Below are 18,754 nucleotides of genomic sequence, written 5' to 3'. Positions count from 1 at the left end.
ACTAAACTATGTTTTACGGCAGATATAAAAAGGCCATAGGCTTATGTCTTCACATTCTTGGTGTTAGTAGGCTTTAATTTGTCTGATAAGCCCTTTTTTTATAGCTTTGCTGAAAATTTTAAATTTATGGCAGGTATTTATCTTCATGTCCCTTTTTGCAAACGACGTTGCATTTATTGCGATTTTTTCTCTACGACTCAAAGCGAAAGAAAAACAGCCTATATACATGCAGTATGCAGTGAATTGGAAATGCGAAAAGAATACCTTGGCGGTGAAACGATTGAAACCATTTATTGGGGAGGAGGCACTCCTTCTCAGCTTGATAAAGAAGACTTTGAGACTATCTTCTACTATCTACATAAGAACTATTCCATCAGCAGTCATCCCGAAATAACCCTTGAAGCCAATCCTGACGATCTGACCCCGGACTATATCGCTATGTTACGTACCCTACCCTTCAATCGGCTGAGTATGGGCATTCAAACTTTTAACGAATCCATTTTGAAAGTACTGCAACGCCGTCACACCGCCCGGCAAGCCATCGAAGCTTTCCAGAACTGCCGTGCCGCCGGGTTTCAGAATATCAGCATTGACCTGATGTATGGCCTGCCCGGAGAAACCTTGTCAACCTGGCAACAAGATTTGGATCAAGCCCTTTTATTACACCCCGAACATCTATCGGCCTATCACCTGATATACGAAGAAGATACCGTATTGTGGAAGCTGCGTGAACAGCATAAAGTGGAAGAGGCGGACGAAGACTTAAGCGTTTCCTTATTCAGCACACTGATAGACCGGCTGACCTCCGAAGGGTACGATCATTATGAGATTTCCAATTTCTCGCTGCCGGGCCTTTACTCACGCCACAATTCCAGTTACTGGACAGAGAAAAAGTATTTGGGCTGCGGCCCTTCCGCCCACTCATACAATGGCGTTTCCCGCCAATGGAATGTCGCCTCACTGGATACCTATATAAAAGGAATCTCCGCAGGGACACCCGTTTTCGAAATAGAAGAATTGGATTTATATACCCGGTATAACGACTTTGTCATTACCCGCATCCGCACGGAATGGGGTATGCCATTGTCAAAGCTACGTGATGAATTTGGAGAAAAGTTGTACGACTACTGTCTCCGCATGGCTGCTCCGCATTTAAAGCAAGGTACATTAGAACTTGTCAATGATATATTGAAACTCACCCGCAAAGGCATCTTTATTTCTGACGGGATCATGAGCGACATGCTTTGGACAGACTGAAAAGAATCATCATTCAGGCTCACCTGCAAAATCAGAGAGGAAGTGTGCATAAAGGATTGGTACACTCACGGAATATAACCTCAACAGGCAGTGTACTAAATAATTCATATCAACTCATTTAGTACACTATCATTCCTGCCCCCAACATTTGAATTATTGACCCCCCAATGAAATTTGGAAAGGAGAAGCCGGCAAGCCGGCCATATTTCTCAAATTCGCATGAACCGGATTATCATCCCAACCATAACGTACCGTCACTGGATGAGGGATACCTTTATGCCATACCGCCACCTGATTCCCATTAACGACAACTGCTTCTGCCCATTGAAAATGTCCATCGGCACCGGCTATCGCAAATCCCTTCAATTCATCTACCACCCGTAATTTATCAGTTCCCGCTTCAAAAGAAAGAATAGCCTTTCCTTCATGATTGACAGTCATGCCCGTACACATGGGCCCGTTGTGCACACTCTTTTTATCACCATACACCCCTCTTTTCGCCAACAGGGAGATACGTCTTGCCAGTTCTTTTTTATTCAATGGATGAATATCGTTCCACTCGCCCAAATCAATCGCTACCGCTAAAGCTGCATTCGGGACTTTCAACGCTACTTGCCGTTGCGCTTCACGCAAAGCCGCCCAATTACTTTCTACCGGCTCCGGATGTGTCTGCATGAAATTGGCCAACTGTACAATGAAGAAAGGCAATTCTTTATCAGCCAGTTTCTCACGCCAGTCAATAATCATGGCAGCCAGCAATTCCTCATATTCATTAGGACGGCCCGTATTCGTTTCTCCCTGATACCACAACGCACCGGTAAAGGTCAGATTACGCAGAGGAGAAATCATGGAATTATACATGCCGGTAGGAACATTCTGAAAAGAGACACTGTTGGTGCGTGCAGGCATCTCACAGCCTAATTGATATTTCCAGCGGCTGGACAAACGGACTGTATCTATCCCCCATGCCAGACAATAAGGTTTATCGGGCACAAAACTGGCGGCCCCTCCGTAATTAATCAGCCGGACAGTCACCAGATTCTCACCGGGTTTCAATATAGAAGCCGGCACCCGATAAATACGCGGCGGATACTGATAGAAAGTGTTACCTACAAAAATCCCGTTCACAAACACCGAATCGGCATCCACCATGCACCCCAAACGAAGAACAGCCTCTTTTCCGGCTTGTTCCGCTGATACATTCACTTTCTGACGGAACCAATGAGAGCCACTCACCGGATATCCATTCTTTCTTCCCCATTCCTTGGAAAACATATCTACAGTCTGCCAGTCCGTATCATCCAGTTCCGGACGATTCCAGCATATCCCGTCATGAAGTCCCCGGTCTCCTTTGTACAAAGCGGTATCCCAAAAACGGTTCATCATCTGTCCCGAACGGTTGCACAACTCACGATACTCATCCGAATCAAACAAATCACGCTCGTGCAACTGACGCGGAAACTTCTGCAAGGCCTCCTCACTCATCCAAGCCTCGACGGAACTTCCCCCCCAACTGGAGTTAACAATGCCCACAGGTACTTGCGTCTCCCTATACATCTCCTTGGCAAAGAAATAAGCCAAAGCAGAGAAAGAAGGAGCAGTTTCTTTAGTCAGCGGCATCCAGTCCGCTCCCGGCAAATCGTCTTTAGGTCCATGCAAATCATTGCCTAAAGGAATCTTCACATACCGTATCATCGGATTCTCATCCCTTGCTATTTCCTCGGCAAATTTATCAGTCACCCGTCCGGCGGTCAATTCCATGTTAGACTGTCCGGAGCAAAGCCAGACATCACCCACTAGAATATCTTTCAACCGGATATCATTCACGGTCATTTCAAAAGGGCCGCCTGCCTTCATGGGAGGCAGCTCCACCAGCCACTTACCATCTTCCCCGGCTACCGTACTGAATTTCTTCTTTTTAAAAACAACGGTCACATTCTCTCCTTTATCGGCATTTCCCCATATTTTAACGGGCCGCTCACGTTGCAATACCATACCGTCCGATAGGATGGCAGGCAATTTCACCTTTGCTTCGGTCCATGCGGAAAATGCACAAAGAACCGACATTACTAAAGCTAACTTATATTTCATGTTTCTTATAAAGTTAAAAACCGTAATTTATTTATTGAACCCACTCTCGGGACATTCATAGTTCGAGATTTCCAACCGGAAGCGTTTCATATCCTCCAACTCGTGTACAGGACGTTCTATGCCAGCCGGGATAGGCATCCCTGAGAAAGTCTGGAAATAAAGCAGACAAGCATCTTTCCACCACACGGCGTCACGCATCTGGATTTTCAATTTCGACTGCACTTCCCTGAACCGGCGTACATCTACAAAAGGTTCCACACTGTCCCATACTTCTTGAAAACCACGTACCTGCCGCACACCTCTATCGTATGCATGGCACAACTCCCCCCAAAGCGTACGTCCGCTTTTCATCTGATGCTGCCAAGGCACATGATGGAACCAAAGCAAATAAATCTCGGGGCAAGTTGCCTTGTCATTGTAAATCTGACGAAGTGAATCGGGATACTGAGAAACGGCATCACTCCCTTTGCTGCTACGGTCGAAACCGATTCCCTCCTTATCTGCCTTATGATAATAAGAAGGTAGCCAGTCCGGACGAGCACCGGGCACACTACACCACGGTTCAGGTCCATAATGGTGCCCCCATGCAAACTGATGATGCAGCCCCAACGGCATCATATAATTCACCACCGCCTCCCGGCTCTGCAACATCATCTCTTTGACCGGACGGACAAATGCCGGCTGGGAAGTAAACGTCTGCCGCAACCACTCATCCGCAATCCGGTCTGAAGTCAGCGACGGATTCCATGCCAACCGCCCGAAAGCATACCAATTGGCTTGTGCAAAATGGTGTCCACACCAATTCACATCCGTACCGATGTTTGCCACACCCGCCACAGCTTTCAACCTATCCGGACGTACTTCACCGAAAAACTCCTCCCATAAAGGAGCCAAATAGGCCAGATGATTGGAAAAGCCTAAATACTCCTGAGTGATTTGAAACTCCACCATCATGGAAGTCTGCTTCATAGCCGTGAACAAAGGACTATAAGGTTCACGAGGCTGGAAATCTATCGGTCCGTTCTTTATCTGTACTATTACATTGTCATGAAACTGCCCGTCTAAAGGCATAAACTCCAAATAGGCCTGCTTGGCACGGTCACTGTCGGTAGGACTATAGACAAACGCCCTCCACATCACGATTCCTCCGTAGGGTTTCAACGCATCCGCCAGCATATTCGCTCCCTCGGCATGAGTACGCCCGAAATCACATGGTCCCGGCTGCCCCTCCGAATTGGCCTTTACCAAAAAACCGCCAAAATCAGGTATCAACGTATAGATTTCTTTCACTTTCCGCCTCCACCACCGGATGACCTCCTTGTCCAACGGATCTGCCGTATCCAACTTGCCCAACTGGATAGGAGATGCAAAATTAACCGATAAATAGACCTTTATACCATAAGGCCGGAAGACATCAGCCAATGCCTTGACTTTCTCCAGACTGCCGGTTGCCAGCACTTGGGGCGAGGCATTGACATTATTCAGCACCGTTCCATTAATACCCACAGAAGCATTGGCACGGGCATATGCCTCGTAACGTGGTGACAAAGTTCCGGGAAGTTCTTCCCAATTCCACAAAGAACAACCAGCATAACCACGCTCCACCGTACCATCCAGATTATCCCAATGGTTCAAGATGCGAAGATCATACACAGATTGTTCAGTAACCGACAGAGGTACTGTGACCTGCCCCGCCGCCTGCATACGCAACAGACTATAAACACCATAAAGCAATCCTGCCTCGGTGGATGAAAGAATACGGACCTGATGTTCCGAAGAAGTGATAGCAAACCCATCCCCCTGCCCTGTCCTCTTTTTCTCCAAAAGTACAGGCTCTCCCTTCCAGGCGTTTTTCAACTCAGCAATGGCAACGGCTATGGTGGGTGACACTTTTCCTTTATATATAACTTCCACCTCCGCACCTTCCACCGGGCGCATCACCGGCAACCACAAGCGGCTACCGTCTTCTTCTGCCGGACGGGCATTGTCCGGTCGTGTACCGGCCTGCAACATTCCTGCCGCCAACCACCCGCACATTATTCCTATCCAAACCGTCAATCTTATATTTTTCATTGTCCATTCAGTTTATTTCTCCGGCAAGGAGATTCGTCCATAAACAGATAACTATCCTCATAACCGCCATAATCCACCACAATCTTTTCAAATACGATGGCAGGCTCCACCGGTTTCAGAACCAATGTATAGGTTCCGTCCGCACGGTCGGGCAGGCTCAACTTCACCCGGGTCTTCACCACCCGACGGGCCACTGTGGGATACAGTACGCGATATACATTATCCGGATGCTCGTTCAACTCCGCATTGAAACAGACAGTCTGCTCCTCCCCTCCTTCAAAACCTACCGTGTAGCGATGACCTTCCCGTCTGAGGAAGGGCAGGGTGGATTTCACAACGACATACACATTTACCGTATCTACTTTTTGCGGTATTTTCATTTTATAAGAGAGCGAAGCTCCCTCAGCAGACTGTGTATAAGGCATCAAAGCCACTCCGCTCAGCGTACGTCCCATGTGCGGTATGACTGTCCAGGCAGTTTCCGGTGCCGCAGATGATGCAAAATAATGCTCCGCCTCCATGGAAACCACCCCTTTGTCACCGGCAAACAAATACCCTCCTACAGCCTGTTCCGGTTGCTCTATCCAGTAAACTTCCGGCAAACGGTCGGCAGGGAAATCATCGTTCCACGAAGTATAGCCTATATGTTTCTGCGTCATCATTCCGTTCCACTTGCCTCCCGACATTTCTTCGTTGTATTCCCTGCACAATTCCGCATCGCGCCTAAACGCCTTCTCCACCTTGTCGGCCCACTCATTCGCCTGCGGATTGTTCTCCTGGTACAATTTGTGATTCATGGCTTGTGCATAGTACATTTCATACAGATTGGCCATCGCCTGCACAGGAAAAAGAATCAGTTGGCGATAAGCATCCCTGTAAGCGGCCTCCAGTTTCAAATACTGCCGCAAGGCTTCCGCCTCCAGCTTCACATATTCATCGGCCACCTGCCTCCATTCCCCCGAAGCCAAGTGATAAGTATCCTTATCCAGCATCTCGGGAGTCACGCGTCCATTGTACTTGCAATACAGGTTCAGGATACGCATGGCCTCATCCGCCTGTTCCTCACCGAACTGCTGCGCACAGAACGCTCGTGTATGCTCCAACAGATTCCCTGCCGCATAGCGTTCCGGATTCCAAGCCATATTCATAAAAAGAGTGATAGGATACTCCATCGGCTTCAAATCACCCACATTCAATATCCAAAGCTTATCCACCCCATAGCTGTAAGTCAACTGAAGCTGTTCCCACATATTTTGTACAGGAGTTACATTCAACCATTTGGAATTACGGGGAGCCCCCACATAATCTACATGATAATACATCCCCCATCCGCCGGAATGCTTCCGCTCCTTTGCATCCGGCAACCGGCGCACATCCCCCCAGTTGTCATCACTCAGCAACATAATCACATCATCGGGCACACGGAGTCCCATGTCATAATAGCGTTGCACTTCTTTATAAATAGCCCATACCTGCGGACGTTTCTCCGGTGCTTTTCCCGTCACTTCCTTGATAATACGACGCTGATTCCGGAATATCTTCTCCATCAGGCGCATGTTTTCCTCATCACGCGGCACATATTTGTCATCTTCTCCTTCCTTTCCACCCATCGGAGTATCACCGTCACCTCTCATACCAATGGTAATCAAATCTTCCGTATCGGCCGCACGCTCCATACCTTCACGGAAAAAACGGTCAATCACTTGCTGGTTGGAAGCATAGTCCCATGCCCCATATTCGCTGCGCTTCCTCACCCATTCCTGATGATTGCGTGCCATAGGCTCATGGTGTGAGGTTCCCATTATAATCCCCATCTCATGGGCGGTCTTGCTGTTCTCCGGATCATCCGCATAAAAACTCCAACCCCACATGGCAGGCCACATAAAGTTACCGCGCAGACGCAAAATCAGTTCGAACACACGGGCATAAAAACGATGATCACCATAATTCGTGCCATAAGTGTGTTTCACCCACCCGGTCAGGCAAGGAGCCTCGTCATTCAAAAAGATACCCCGATACTTTACCGCCGGTTCTCCCGCCGTATAACTTCCACGCATCATCGAAAGATTCTGCCGGGGCATCACCGGCACATCCGCCCAGTCGTACCACGGCGAAACACCAATCTGTTCCGAAAGCTCATAAATCCCATAAATCGTTCCGCGTTTGTCACTTCCAGCAATGACAAGCGCTTCATTCACTCCGTTCAAGGGAGCAGACACCACAGTCATCAGGTATTTCTCATTCTTGCCCTCCAGCAATGAAGCATCTATCTTTTTCGCCTTTACCAATTCCCGGATATAACGGCTTTTCAACGTACCTACCATAATCATGCGCTTTACACCGGGAGTATAGCATAACCCGGCAGCCCGGCCACTCACCCGTTTAAAGTCATTCTGAAGATTCCTTACCGCTATCATCACACCGGCATCCTCCTGCTCGTCCACCAATATTTCATTGGCCACTCCGTTTTCCATCAGAGTGAAACGGTCGGGAGCCAGCCGGTCAAAAGTAATCCCTTTATGATCTATAGCTCCTACATTCAGGCACAAGGTGGAGAACAAGAATATCCCCACGCATTTTTTTAGTTTCATTCTATTCACTTTTTAGTTACCGTATTCAAAATAATCTATATCCACATATCCTCCCAAATCTTTAGTAGCATAATTAAAAATAGCAAACTTGCTTCCCATAAAGAATTTGGTATAATCAAAAACCATTTTACAAGGCTCCCCTATTCGTTTCCACGTTTTCTTGTCATAACTGTAGTAAAAAGTGGCTTCATCTTTTTTATCGGCAAAGTCGCCCTCCATACGAAGATAGACCACCTCTTTTTCACAATCTATGCGTTCCTTCTCCAGTACTTCCACAGCAGTCACCCTTTTTTCCCGGTCCGAAAGACTGACAGACTGATGTGACATCACCCACTGCTTTTTCCCGTTCTCCATGACCACAGCCAGCACTCCGGACAACCCATTAAAAGCACTGAAGCCCGCAACATCCCCTTCTTTCATCTTCGAGACATCCATAGCTACCACACCGCTGCATTTCGGCCCGCTCATACGCTGGGTCAAGGTATTGGGAGCCAGAAACAGATTATCCACCACCCTTCCGGTCCTCAACCGCAGGAAACCCGGACGCTCTGTCAGCGACCAGCAATTGTCCAACGGATTATGGTTCCACTGCCAGTTCAAGCTCAACCGGTCGGTGTCGAAATCATCACTTCCCATGATACTTCCTTTACACTTCTCTCCGGAAGCAGGCATCTCCATACACTCGGGCACACGTCCGTCCGCATCTCCCAGTATCGGCCAACCGTCTTCCCAGCGGCAGGGCATCAATGTGGGCACACGTCCTATGCCGCCCCTATCTTGAAAAATAAAGCCATACCAGTTTCCGTCAGGAGTATCGACTATACAGCCTTGTCCCACGCCACCATATCCTTGAAATTCGGTTTCTAAAATCACCTTTTTCTCATACGGACCAGTTATCTGGTCGGCACGATAGCACACCTCACGACGCAACCGTCCGGGAATGCTCCAGTCCATGGAAATCATCATCACGTAATATCTGCCGTTATGCTTGAATGCCTGACTTCCTTCCAGAAGTCCCTGCTCGTCGGCATCCCGCTCGAATATCTTTTGGTCTATACCTCCCGGCTCCACATCGCTCAGGTCGCTCTTGAGCTGACGAAGTTGTCCGGTGCCATAAAACAGATAGACTTTGCCGTCATCATCAAAAAACAAAGAAGCATCATGATGATGAGGCGGACGGGAGACTAATGTCCATTCGCCCGCCGGATCTTCGGCGGTATAGATATAACCACGATGAGGTTCATCATTGGGTGAGAACCATACATAGAACCGTCCGTCATGATAGCGGATGCTGGAGGCCCATTGTCCGCGACCATATACCGTGCCTTCCTTCAAATCATAACGGGGCAAGTCAGTAAGTCGTTGAAACACATAACTGATCGTTTCCCAATGCACCAAGTCCTTTGAACGCATCACCGGACAACCCGGCATCAGGTGCATGGTGGTGCTTACCAGATAGTAATAGTTTCCCACCCTTATCATGGAAGGGTCAGGTACATCCGCCTCAATCACCGGATTATGGAAGATTTCCCGTTGTTGTGCAAACGCCCCCGACAAACCAATGAAGCAGGTAATAATAATAATGATCTTCTTCATTTCTTTTTCTACTTTCTATTTTTGAACAAATGAGGCACAAACCGGTACAAGCAACGACGCCATGTCAACCACTCGTGTGCCGTGCCCTGCGATTCGTAATAGTCCACATGAATACCTATTTTGCGCAAAGACTCTGCCAGTTTTCGGGTACCGAACTGTTCTTCCGTTCCGCATCCCAAAAACAAGTAATGTACCTGCTTGTTAAACTTGCCGGCATCAGCAAACACACCGTCAAAGCAAGTCTTCACATCCAGTCCGAAGATAGCACCGCTGAATGCGCCAATATACGAAAACTTGTCCAGATGAGGCAATGTGGTAGTGAGAGTCTGATGACCACCCCATGACAATCCTGCCATTGCACGATGTTCACGATCAGTATAAGTCCGGAACGTCCTGTCAATCATCGGTATCAAGTCCTCCAGCATCACCCTGTAAAAAGAGGCACCATACAAAGCTCTCTCCTCATTCACATCCTTCCCTTTGCGAGGAATGAAAGGAGCTTTCACATCCCCACTGTCCATCACAACAAGCATCGGCACACATTGCCCGGAGGCTATCAGGTTATCCATAATATGTTGCATACATCCCTGTGCCGACCAGCCCGTCTCATCCTCGCCCATGCCATGTTGCAGGTAAAGTACCGGATAACGTTTTTTCACCTTGGTTTCATATTCAGCCGGAGTATAGACCATGCAACGGCGGAATTCCTTTTTGGCTTCCGAATAATAAGTACACGAGCGCACCTGCCCATGAGGTACTCCCTGCTGAGGACGATAGTAATCACCTTCCACTCCCTCGGGAACCTCTATCCCACTCGCCATACGGCAACAACCAAAGAAAGTGTAACTGGACGGATCGGCCACCTGCACCCCGTCCGCTATCAAAAAATAATAATGGAATCCTACGACCAACGGATCGGTCTTTACTGTCCAGAAGCCATCCGCGTCCTTCTGCATGTCATACTTCTTACCGCAACAGTCTACCTGAAGCCTTCCGGCTTGCGGAGCATAGAAACGGAAGTGGGCGCAATGCTCCTCGTCCAGCCGCGGATACTCGTAACCCGGAATATTGGTAGATGCGGCCTGCGTCCTGTCTTTCACCTCTTGCTCTGTCATTTCCTGCCGGCTGAATTTCCACCAGTCAAAATGAAACAGTTCACATCCTTTCCTGCCTTTGAACACAAAATAGACATCATGCACACCCGTCACAGGAACCGTTACATCCGCCTCTATACTTGTCCAACATTCCCATCCTCCGGTATGAGGAACCCTCATTTCAGCTATCAGCGTCCCGCCGATGCTGTCGGTCCTAATTTCTATCCACCCGCCACGAAGGGCACTGGCAACAGACACACAAAGACACTTGGGCGACAAATCTTCAAAATCCACCTCGCGTACCTTTATATAATCCCCGTCATGAATTCCGGATACATACACCCCCGTCTTTGCATTCCATTCCGACTTTACTCCCTCGGAGAAAGCTATCGTTTCCGCCTCCACACGTTGATAAGGAGTCAGTGTGCCTACCGGCGACACCCCTTCTGTCGTCGCATTAATTATCGGGAAAGTACCATCGGGGTTGTAACTGAACTGCTCCACTGCCACGCTACGTCCGAAACCACCCCCACCGGGTAATTTCCCGGTGTGATAAAAGAAATAAGAATTACCTTTATAATCCGTCACTCCACAGTGATTGGTAAACGAACCGGTATCTTGCAACGGCATAATTTCTCCCATATACTTCCAAGGTCCTGTCGGAGTGTCACTCATCGAGTAAGCGATGTGTTCGGGTACTCCGCCGGCTGCATACGACAGATAATATGTACCGCCACGCTTGTGCAACCACGGACCTTCCGTATAGATGTCCTTGTATTTCTTTCCTTTCTCCCGTTTGTCCGGCCCCGGAGAACCAAAACTCTCTATAGTCTGCTCCACCTTGGACACCTCACCATCCAGCGAAACCATATCGGCATTCAGCTTGGCATAGTAAACATTCGGATTTCCCCAATATAGATAAGCCTGCCCGTCATCGTCCACAAAAACCGTGGGATCAATAAAATCCCAGCTACCTTCGTAAAGCGGTCTGCCGATAGCATCCTTAAAAGGGCCGGTAGGCGAATCACCCACCGCCACACCGATAGCCATCGTGTTTGTCAACTTGGAATGCAGACACACATACCAATAGAATTTCCCGTTGCGTTCGATACATTGCGATGCCCAGGCACGATCGTCCGCCCAGTCGAAAGACTCGATGGCAAGCGGAGAACCGTGATCGGTCCAGTTCACCATATCTTTAGTAGAATAGACGCGCCACTCCTGCATCCAGAAAAAATCGGCATGGTCCTCATCGTGTCCCGTGTAAACATACAAGGTGCCATCGTGCACCATAGGTGCCGGATCAGAAGTATAGCAAGTCTGCACAATCGGATTCTGCGCCTGCAACACTCCGGCAAGCAACAGGGACAAGCCACTCATCATACATTTCCGGATACCGGATAAATCACATTCAAGTTTCATATTCATGGTATTAAATTCACAAGGCTGTTTTTACGTTCCGTTCTTCACTGCTCAACAAGAGCAAAGGTAAGGACATTCGCCTTATATCGGAGTGTAACCATGTTACATAGTCCTTTTTCCATGTTACAAACCTGCCCGATATGGCACAAAGTACCGAAATTACTTCCTTATTTATTAGGCTATATATTCTTTTTTGAATTATTTTTGTGCACCTGAATTTACTGGGATATTTATATTATGATGAAACATACGATTCTTATACTATTTCTTTTTCTGTCTTTGTTGTGCCACGGACAATCGTACAAATTCTTCACAACAGACAGGGAACTTTCCAGCAGTCTGATCAACAAAATATATCAGGACCGGAACGGCATGATATGGATTGCCACCGAAGACGGACTGAACCGCTATGACGGAGCCAAGTTCATCACCTACAAGCATGACCCGGAAAACGAGTACTCCCTCTGCCATAACTACGTACGAGTGCTGTACGAGGACAGCAAAGGACGGTTGTTCGTAGGAACCTATAACGGTATACAGCTATACGATCCGGAAACCGACAGCTTCAGCGCGCGGGCGCAATGGGAAGATGGAAAGACTTTTGACAGCAATATCATGTCCATTCTGGAACGTAGGAACGGAGAAATATGGGTATCGGGAAACAACTTGTGTACCATAACCATCACACAGGGGAAACTGACTGCACACAAACTGGACTTACCTATCCCCACCCAAATGACAGACTACATGATAGAGGACAGACAACACAATCTTTGGGTAACACAGGGTGAGAATGGTATCTACCGCCTCTCTGCGGACAATAAAAGCAAGCACTTTCTGAAACAAGAGAAGGGAATGACCATTGTAGACCTCTATGAAGACAACTACGGAGACATCTACCTAGCAACCATAGGCAAAGGATTGCTGAAATATAACCAACCAGCAGAAGAGTTCATTCCTATCCTTTATAAAGGAAAACAAAACCTGCCTATCAAATCCATCTGCCAGATAAGCCAAAACGAGCTTTGCCTGGGCACGGACGGGAAAGGCACCAAGATTTTCAACATCCCCAAACAGCTCATCACGGATTACCCTTTTGATAATAATTACCTCGACTCCGGTACCTCCAAAGTACACTCCGTCCTGAAAGACAATGCAGGAAACCTATGGATAGCCATTTACCAGAAAGGGGTTATGATGATTCCCGCACAGCCCAACAGTTTCAAGTACATAGGCTACAAATCAATAAACAAGAATATCATCGGCTCCAACTGTATCACCTCACTCTGCCGCGACCACGAAGGCATATTATGGATAGGTACTGACAACGACGGCATATACGGCATCACCACAGAACTGAAGCAAAAAGTCCATTATGCCCCACATGACAGCCCCTCTTCGGTTCCTTCCACCGTTTTCGGCCTGTATGAAGACTCTGAACATAATCTGTGGTTCGGATCCTATACCAACGGACTAGGCAGACTGGATAAGAAAACAGGACAGTGCAGCTATCTGCAGAATCTGACAGACAAGAATGGAAACCGTATCCAACGCGTGTATGATCTGGTTGAAGACCAGGACAAACGACTCTGGATAGCCACCATGGGAGCCGGACTTTTCTATTATGACTTGAAGACAGGACAGTCTGTATATGACCCTAAATTCAATGCTGCCACCAAAAAATATAAATGGATAAGCTGTCTTTTGTATGCCGGTGACAACCACCTTTATGTAGGAACGTATGACGGAATAAGATGTATAGACCTGAGTACCGACGACTTCAAGACTGAAGAAATCCTGTCCAGACACATCATCCACTCCCTTTATGAAGACCCCCAAGGCAACATCTGGATAGGCAATTCCGAAGGACTGGCGGAATGGAATCCCCAAACCCAGCAACTAAAGACCTACACCACCGCCCACGGACTATCCAGTAACGCCGTATATGCTATCAAAGGAGACGGGCAGGACAACTTATGGATAAGCACCAATGCCGGAATGTCACGTTTTAATCTGAATACCCACACGTTCAGCAATTTCTATGCAGACGACGGTCTGCAAGGAAATGAATTCAGCAAAAACGCCTCTTTTGCCGACCACAACGGCATACTCTGGTTTGGAGGTACAAACGGAATTACCTATTTCAATCCTCAAGAGATTACGAATCCCGCAAAAAAATGGAACGTACGCATCATCGACTTTTATCTGCACGACCAGCCCATAAGGAAAGGAATGTTGTCGGGCGGAAAAGAAATCATAAACACCTCCGTCTTTGAGGCCCGGGATTTCCACTTGTCACATAACGACAACGCTTTCAGCATCGAGTTCTCTACCCGCGAACTAAATAATTCCGAACGTATCACGTATCTATATACCATAAACAACACTCCCTGGGTCAAACTTCCCAAAGGAGTCAACCGGGTGTCATTCAGCGACCTTCCCCCCGGCGATTATCATTTCCGGATCAAAGCCGAAGATTATCTGCTGGAATCCGACACCGATGAAATCACCATTCACATCGCACCGGCATGGTGGGCATCGGGCTGGGCCATGCTGATCTATGCCTTATTGGCAGTAGCAGCCGTCTATGGCATCATCCTGCAAATGAGACACCGTTACCGCATAAGGCAGGAAATGATGCAACATATCCATGCCGAACAGATAAACGAAGCCAAGCTACAGTTTTTCATCAACATCTCCCACGAGATACGTACTCCGATGTCACTCATCATCAGTCCTTTGCAAAAACTGATGACAAACGATACAGACCACGAACGGCAAAAGAACTACCGCATCATCTGGCGCAATTCCGAAAGAATCCTGCGGCTGGTAAACCAATTGATGGATATACGCAAGATAGACAAAGGACAGATGTCACTCGTTTTCCGTGAAACCGAAATGACCGGATTCATTAATGATTTGTGTGAAACCTTTACAGAACAAGCGAACAAAAAACAAATTACTTTGCAGTTCCACCACGAGGGCGCCGACCACTTAAAATTGTGGGTGGACCCGGTGAACTTCGACAAAATTATCCTGAACATCCTGTCCAATGCCTTCAAATTCACCCCCGAAGGAGGCAGTGTGGACATACGGCTACGCACCGGTAAGGACTCCACCCTGCCGAAACCATTGCAACAGTATGCCGAAATCACCGTGACCGACAGCGGAATAGGAATCGCCCCCAAAGAAACAGAACACATATTCGAACGCTTTTACCAGATACGGAATAGCCAAAACAACTCAAACATAGGTACCGGTATCGGGCTGCACCTCACCCGCTCACTGGTGGAACTTCATCATGGAGACATCCGTGTAGAAAATAATCCGGACGGACAACCGGGATGCAGCTTTATCATCCGTATGCCTCTGGGATGCGCCCATCTGCGCAAAGAAGAAATGGAAGCCGACAAAGCTCCTCTCTTCCACACTCCGGCTCCGGTCCTCCCTGTTCCTTATGAAACCGAGGAAGAAGAAAACGGAAAAACACGAACCAAAACGAAATACAAAGTACTGGTGGTAGAAGACGATGAAGATATACGCCGCTATATCTGCCGTGAACTGGCAAGCGATTACCATACCCTAGAAAGCTGCAACGGCAAGGAGGCACTGGAAAGCATCTTCAATAAAACCCCGGACTTGGTAATAAGTGATGTCATGATGCCCGAAATGGACGGACTTACCTTATGCCGCAAAATAAAGCAAAATGTGAACCTGAACCACATCCCGGTAATACTGCTCACCGCCAAGACACGGGAGGAAGACAATCTGGAAGGTCTGGAAACAGGAGCCGACGCCTACATGACCAAACCTTTCCATATAGAGATATTGAGGAAAACGGCCGCCAACCTGATCCGCAGTCGTGAACGGCTACGCAATACCTATACCGGACAACAGACCCAAGGGGATAAGATACAACCAATAGAAGTACAGTCCCCCGATGACAAACTGATGGAACGAATCATGCGGGTCATCAACGAAAACCTGAGTAACCCGAACCTCACCGTGGAGATGATTACCACCGAGGTAGGCATTAGCCGCGTGCACTTGCACCGTAAACTGAAAGAACTGACCAACCAGACCACACGGGATTTTATCCGGAACATCCGACTGAAACAAGCGGCAGAGCTGTTGTCGAAGAAACGGTACACCATAGCCGAAGTGGCGGACTTGACCGGATTCACCAATCCCAACAATTTCTCGACCGCTTTCAAGGATCTGTACGGAATGCCTCCCAGCATGTACATGGAACAGCATTTGAAACAGGATAAGAATAAGGAAGAGGCTGTCTCAAAATAGAGTTGAGATGGCCTCTTTTGTTTCATCTCCAATTGAAGTCATTTGGATTTTTCTCAAAAAAGGAGTTTATAAACTTACTTTTGAAGGTTTCATCCTTTCAAACTTTTTTTTTCGTTGCCATAAGCCCCCTAAGAGGCTACTTTTGCAAGATTATGTGCAATGGCCAGCAGGCCGAACTCAATTTCAACCTTCTTAAGCCCACGAAGATGGAACCTCTTGAAGTGCTTGTTGTTCTTGAGGTTTCCAAATACGGCTTCCACATCCTGCGGTCGCTGGCTGCGATATTTCAGGCCTTCATCAGAGAGCAGTTTTTCACGTTCCCTTTCCTTGATTTTCCTCAGACGATGGTTTACCTGCACAATTCTTTCCGACCGGCTTCTGTGACACCGACATCTTAGCGGGCAGCCTTTGCAGTTACGTGCCCTGTATCTTGAGATGGTCTGCACAAAACCGTTGTCTGTTATCCGCCTTGCATCGGAGAGTCTTTCCATTCTCTGTCCCATCGGACAGTACATGCCGTCGGTTTCTTCATTATAATAAAAGTTGGCAGAGAGAAACGGGTCGTTCCGGAAATTCCTTTTCTGTTCCTTATGAAAATTGTTGTACTTTATAAAGGTTTCAATGCCATGTCTGAAGGCGTACAGATAGTTCTCCTCGCTTCCGTATCCGGCATCACAGACAGATACGTCAGGGTATCTGCCGTAAAGGGAATGGAAATTATCCATATGCAGGGGATAGGTGGAGGTATCACCGGCACACTGATGGATGGTATAGTTCAGAATGAACTGTCTGTTGGTACTGATCTGGGGATTATATCCGGGTTTGAGCTGTCCGTTCCTCATGTGGTCCTCTTTCATGCGCATGAAAGTAGCGTCATTGTCTGTCTTTGAGTAGCTGTTGCGTCCGTCAAGTATCTTTCCCTGTGATTCATATTTCCTGAGCTGTTCGGGCCATGACTTCCTTACACGTCTTACCTTCGCTTTCATTTTCCTGTCTGCATCCACTCCGTTCAGGGCATCATCTATCTGGCAAAGTGCCTTTTCCACTTTCTCCGGAGTGATATCCTGATATGTGATGGGTGCGGAATCACGCAGTTCCTGCTTGGTGACGGACTCGGCGTACTGCCATATCTCTTCAAGCTGTTCCGCGATTCTGGATATACGCGTATGTATGGACTTACCCCAGACGAACGTATAACGGTTGGCATCCGCCTCCATCTTCGTCCCGTCGGTACAGGCCACATCCAGACTTACAAAACCTTCCGCCACAAGGAACTTTACGATGGTGGCAAATATTGTCTTGAGTACATCCTTCAGCCGGCTGCTGCGGAAACGATTGATGGTATTATGGTCAGGAGTCACATTGCCGGTAAGCCACATGAAGCGGATGTCATTGCGACAGAATTCTTCTATGCGACGGCTGGAATAGATATTACGCAGATAAGCATAGACCAGAATCTGAAGCATCATGCGAGGGTGGTATGCAGAACAGCCTTGGGGAGAATACCTGCGGTAAAGTTTTTCAAGGTTTATCTGTTCAATGATACGGTGAACAACCCGGACCGGATCGTTCTGGGGAATAAAATCGCCTAAACACGGAGGTAAAAGCAGATTATCGTTGGATGTATAACTTTTAAACATGATCTTTGGGATATTTTGACTTGATTCCCTAAGATACAAAAAATTAGGGAGACGGGCAAGTTCTGACTGAGCGAAGTTAGGACTTGCCCGATTTTTTTGCAAACACAAAAAAAGGCCGTCTCATTTTGAGACAGCCTCTTTTCCACCAAGTACAGACCCAGTTTCCGCCGAATGCAAACTTTGCGGATACAATGGTATGAACAAATACACTTTTCCTACAAAACACTCTTACATATACCTATTTTACGAACCTTTCTTCAGTCCATTCAGCCGACATAACTCACTATTACACAATGTATAAGACTGACAGTAGTGCTTTTAGTCTGCTATCAGTTCTTTCAGCCGATGGAAAAATATTTCCCAAACTCTTTCCTTACTTCAAAACATATCCGACAGGAACAGACAGACCCCATATCCACCAATCGCAAACTACAAGCAACAACAAGCTGTACAAGTATCCTTTGCCAGCCTGATGAATACCCTAATTCCTCTTGCAGGGCAGACGCATTAAAAATTATTGTCCCGTAAAAGTTGTGACAAATAGTTTTCATCCCATCCCGCTTTTAGTCTTTTCAGATTCATACTTCCTTTTGTTGTTTTCTCATTCTTAAGTATGGTAAGCGCCATCTTTGTTGCCACCGAAAAGTTTCCGGCAGCATTTTTCACCTTTTTACTGTAGTCTTCTCGAAAG

8 protein-coding genes and 1 pseudogene are annotated in these 18,754 nt (G+C 47.5%); 2 read left to right on the top strand and 7 right to left on the bottom strand.

What is annotated here, in order from left to right; translation table 11 throughout:
- Positions 1–126: 126 nt before the first annotated feature.
- Positions 127–1,257 (top strand): radical SAM family heme chaperone HemW, encoded by a 1,131-nt coding sequence (gene hemW, locus RE317_RS06515; protein ID WP_008670144.1) that lies wholly within the window; start codon positions 127–129, stop codon positions 1,255–1,257.
- A 153-nt stretch (positions 1,258–1,410) separates the two neighbouring features.
- Here the strand turns inward: hemW and RE317_RS06510 are convergent, their stop codons facing one another.
- Genes RE317_RS06510 through RE317_RS06490 form a run of 5 tightly spaced genes read right to left on the bottom strand, consistent with a single transcriptional unit; the run spans position 1,411 to position 12,124 of the window.
- Entirely contained in the window at positions 1,411–3,348 is a 1,938-nt protein-coding gene (locus RE317_RS06510) for a sialate O-acetylesterase (protein WP_008670146.1), read from the bottom strand.
- Positions 3,349–3,375: 27 nt separating this feature from the next.
- Complete coding sequence (locus RE317_RS06505) at positions 3,376–5,421, bottom strand: alpha-glucuronidase (RefSeq protein ID WP_008670148.1); 2,046 nt, start codon at positions 5,419–5,421, stop codon at positions 3,376–3,378.
- A complete protein-coding gene (locus RE317_RS06500; protein WP_008670150.1) occupies positions 5,418–8,012 on the bottom strand; it encodes a glycosyl hydrolase 115 family protein in 2,595 nt (864 codons plus the stop codon). Before RE317_RS06500 ends, RE317_RS06505 begins: the two co-directional genes overlap by 4 nt.
- Before the next feature lie 12 nt (positions 8,013–8,024).
- The gene (locus RE317_RS06495) at positions 8,025–9,608 is read right to left on the bottom strand and encodes a glycoside hydrolase 43 family protein (RefSeq protein WP_005844640.1); all 1,584 of its coding nucleotides are present in this window, start codon (positions 9,606–9,608) and stop codon (positions 8,025–8,027) included.
- 8 nt (positions 9,609–9,616) lie between these two features.
- Positions 9,617–12,124, bottom strand: coding sequence for a family 43 glycosylhydrolase (locus RE317_RS06490; protein ID WP_005844638.1), 2,508 nt, complete (start codon positions 12,122–12,124; stop codon positions 9,617–9,619).
- 237 nt (positions 12,125–12,361) lie between these two features.
- Between RE317_RS06490 and RE317_RS06485 the strand changes: the two genes are divergently transcribed.
- Positions 12,362–16,423 (top strand): two-component regulator propeller domain-containing protein, encoded by a 4,062-nt coding sequence (locus RE317_RS06485; RefSeq protein WP_008670155.1) that lies wholly within the window; start codon positions 12,362–12,364, stop codon positions 16,421–16,423.
- A gap of 128 nt (positions 16,424–16,551) precedes the next feature.
- Here the strand turns inward: RE317_RS06485 and RE317_RS06480 are convergent, their stop codons facing one another.
- Together RE317_RS06480 and RE317_RS06475 are read right to left on the bottom strand one after the other, a co-directional pair.
- Positions 16,552–18,063: an IS1182 family transposase gene (locus RE317_RS06480; RefSeq protein WP_008782600.1), complete on the bottom strand. Its 1,512-nt coding sequence runs from the start codon at positions 18,061–18,063 to the stop codon at positions 16,552–16,554.
- Between the two features lie 507 nt (positions 18,064–18,570).
- Positions 18,571–18,754 (bottom strand): annotated as a pseudogene (locus RE317_RS06475) (ISAs1 family transposase); the annotation flags it as partial.

This window comes from Phocaeicola sp. GP0067, assembly GCF_031119655.1.
Lineage (GTDB): Bacteria > Bacteroidota > Bacteroidia > Bacteroidales > Bacteroidaceae > Phocaeicola > Phocaeicola vulgatus.
The sequence above is the reverse complement of the archived record's forward strand: the minus strand, read 5'-3'. Positions and strand labels throughout refer to the sequence as shown.

What these genes read in the sequence shown, in the direction of transcription:
- RE317_RS06505 (WP_008670148.1), bottom strand. Translation starts at nt 5,421, where the DNA reads ATGAAAAATATAAGATTGACGGTTTGGATAGGAATAATGTGCGGGTGG.
- RE317_RS06495 (WP_005844640.1), bottom strand. Translation starts at nt 9,608, where the DNA reads ATGAAGAAGATCATTATTATTATTACCTGCTTCATTGGTTTGTCGGGG.
- RE317_RS06510 (WP_008670146.1), bottom strand. Translation starts at nt 3,348, where the DNA reads ATGAAATATAAGTTAGCTTTAGTAATGTCGGTTCTTTGTGCATTTTCC.
- hemW (WP_008670144.1), top strand. Translation starts at nt 127, where the DNA reads ATGGCAGGTATTTATCTTCATGTCCCTTTTTGCAAACGACGTTGCATT.
- RE317_RS06480 (WP_008782600.1), bottom strand. Translation starts at nt 18,063, where the DNA reads ATGTTTAAAAGTTATACATCCAACGATAATCTGCTTTTACCTCCGTGT.
- RE317_RS06500 (WP_008670150.1), bottom strand. Translation starts at nt 8,012, where the DNA reads ATGAAACTAAAAAAATGCGTGGGGATATTCTTGTTCTCCACCTTGTGC.
- RE317_RS06490 (WP_005844638.1), bottom strand. Translation starts at nt 12,124, where the DNA reads ATGAAACTTGAATGTGATTTATCCGGTATCCGGAAATGTATGATGAGT.
- RE317_RS06485 (WP_008670155.1), top strand. Translation starts at nt 12,362, where the DNA reads ATGATGAAACATACGATTCTTATACTATTTCTTTTTCTGTCTTTGTTG.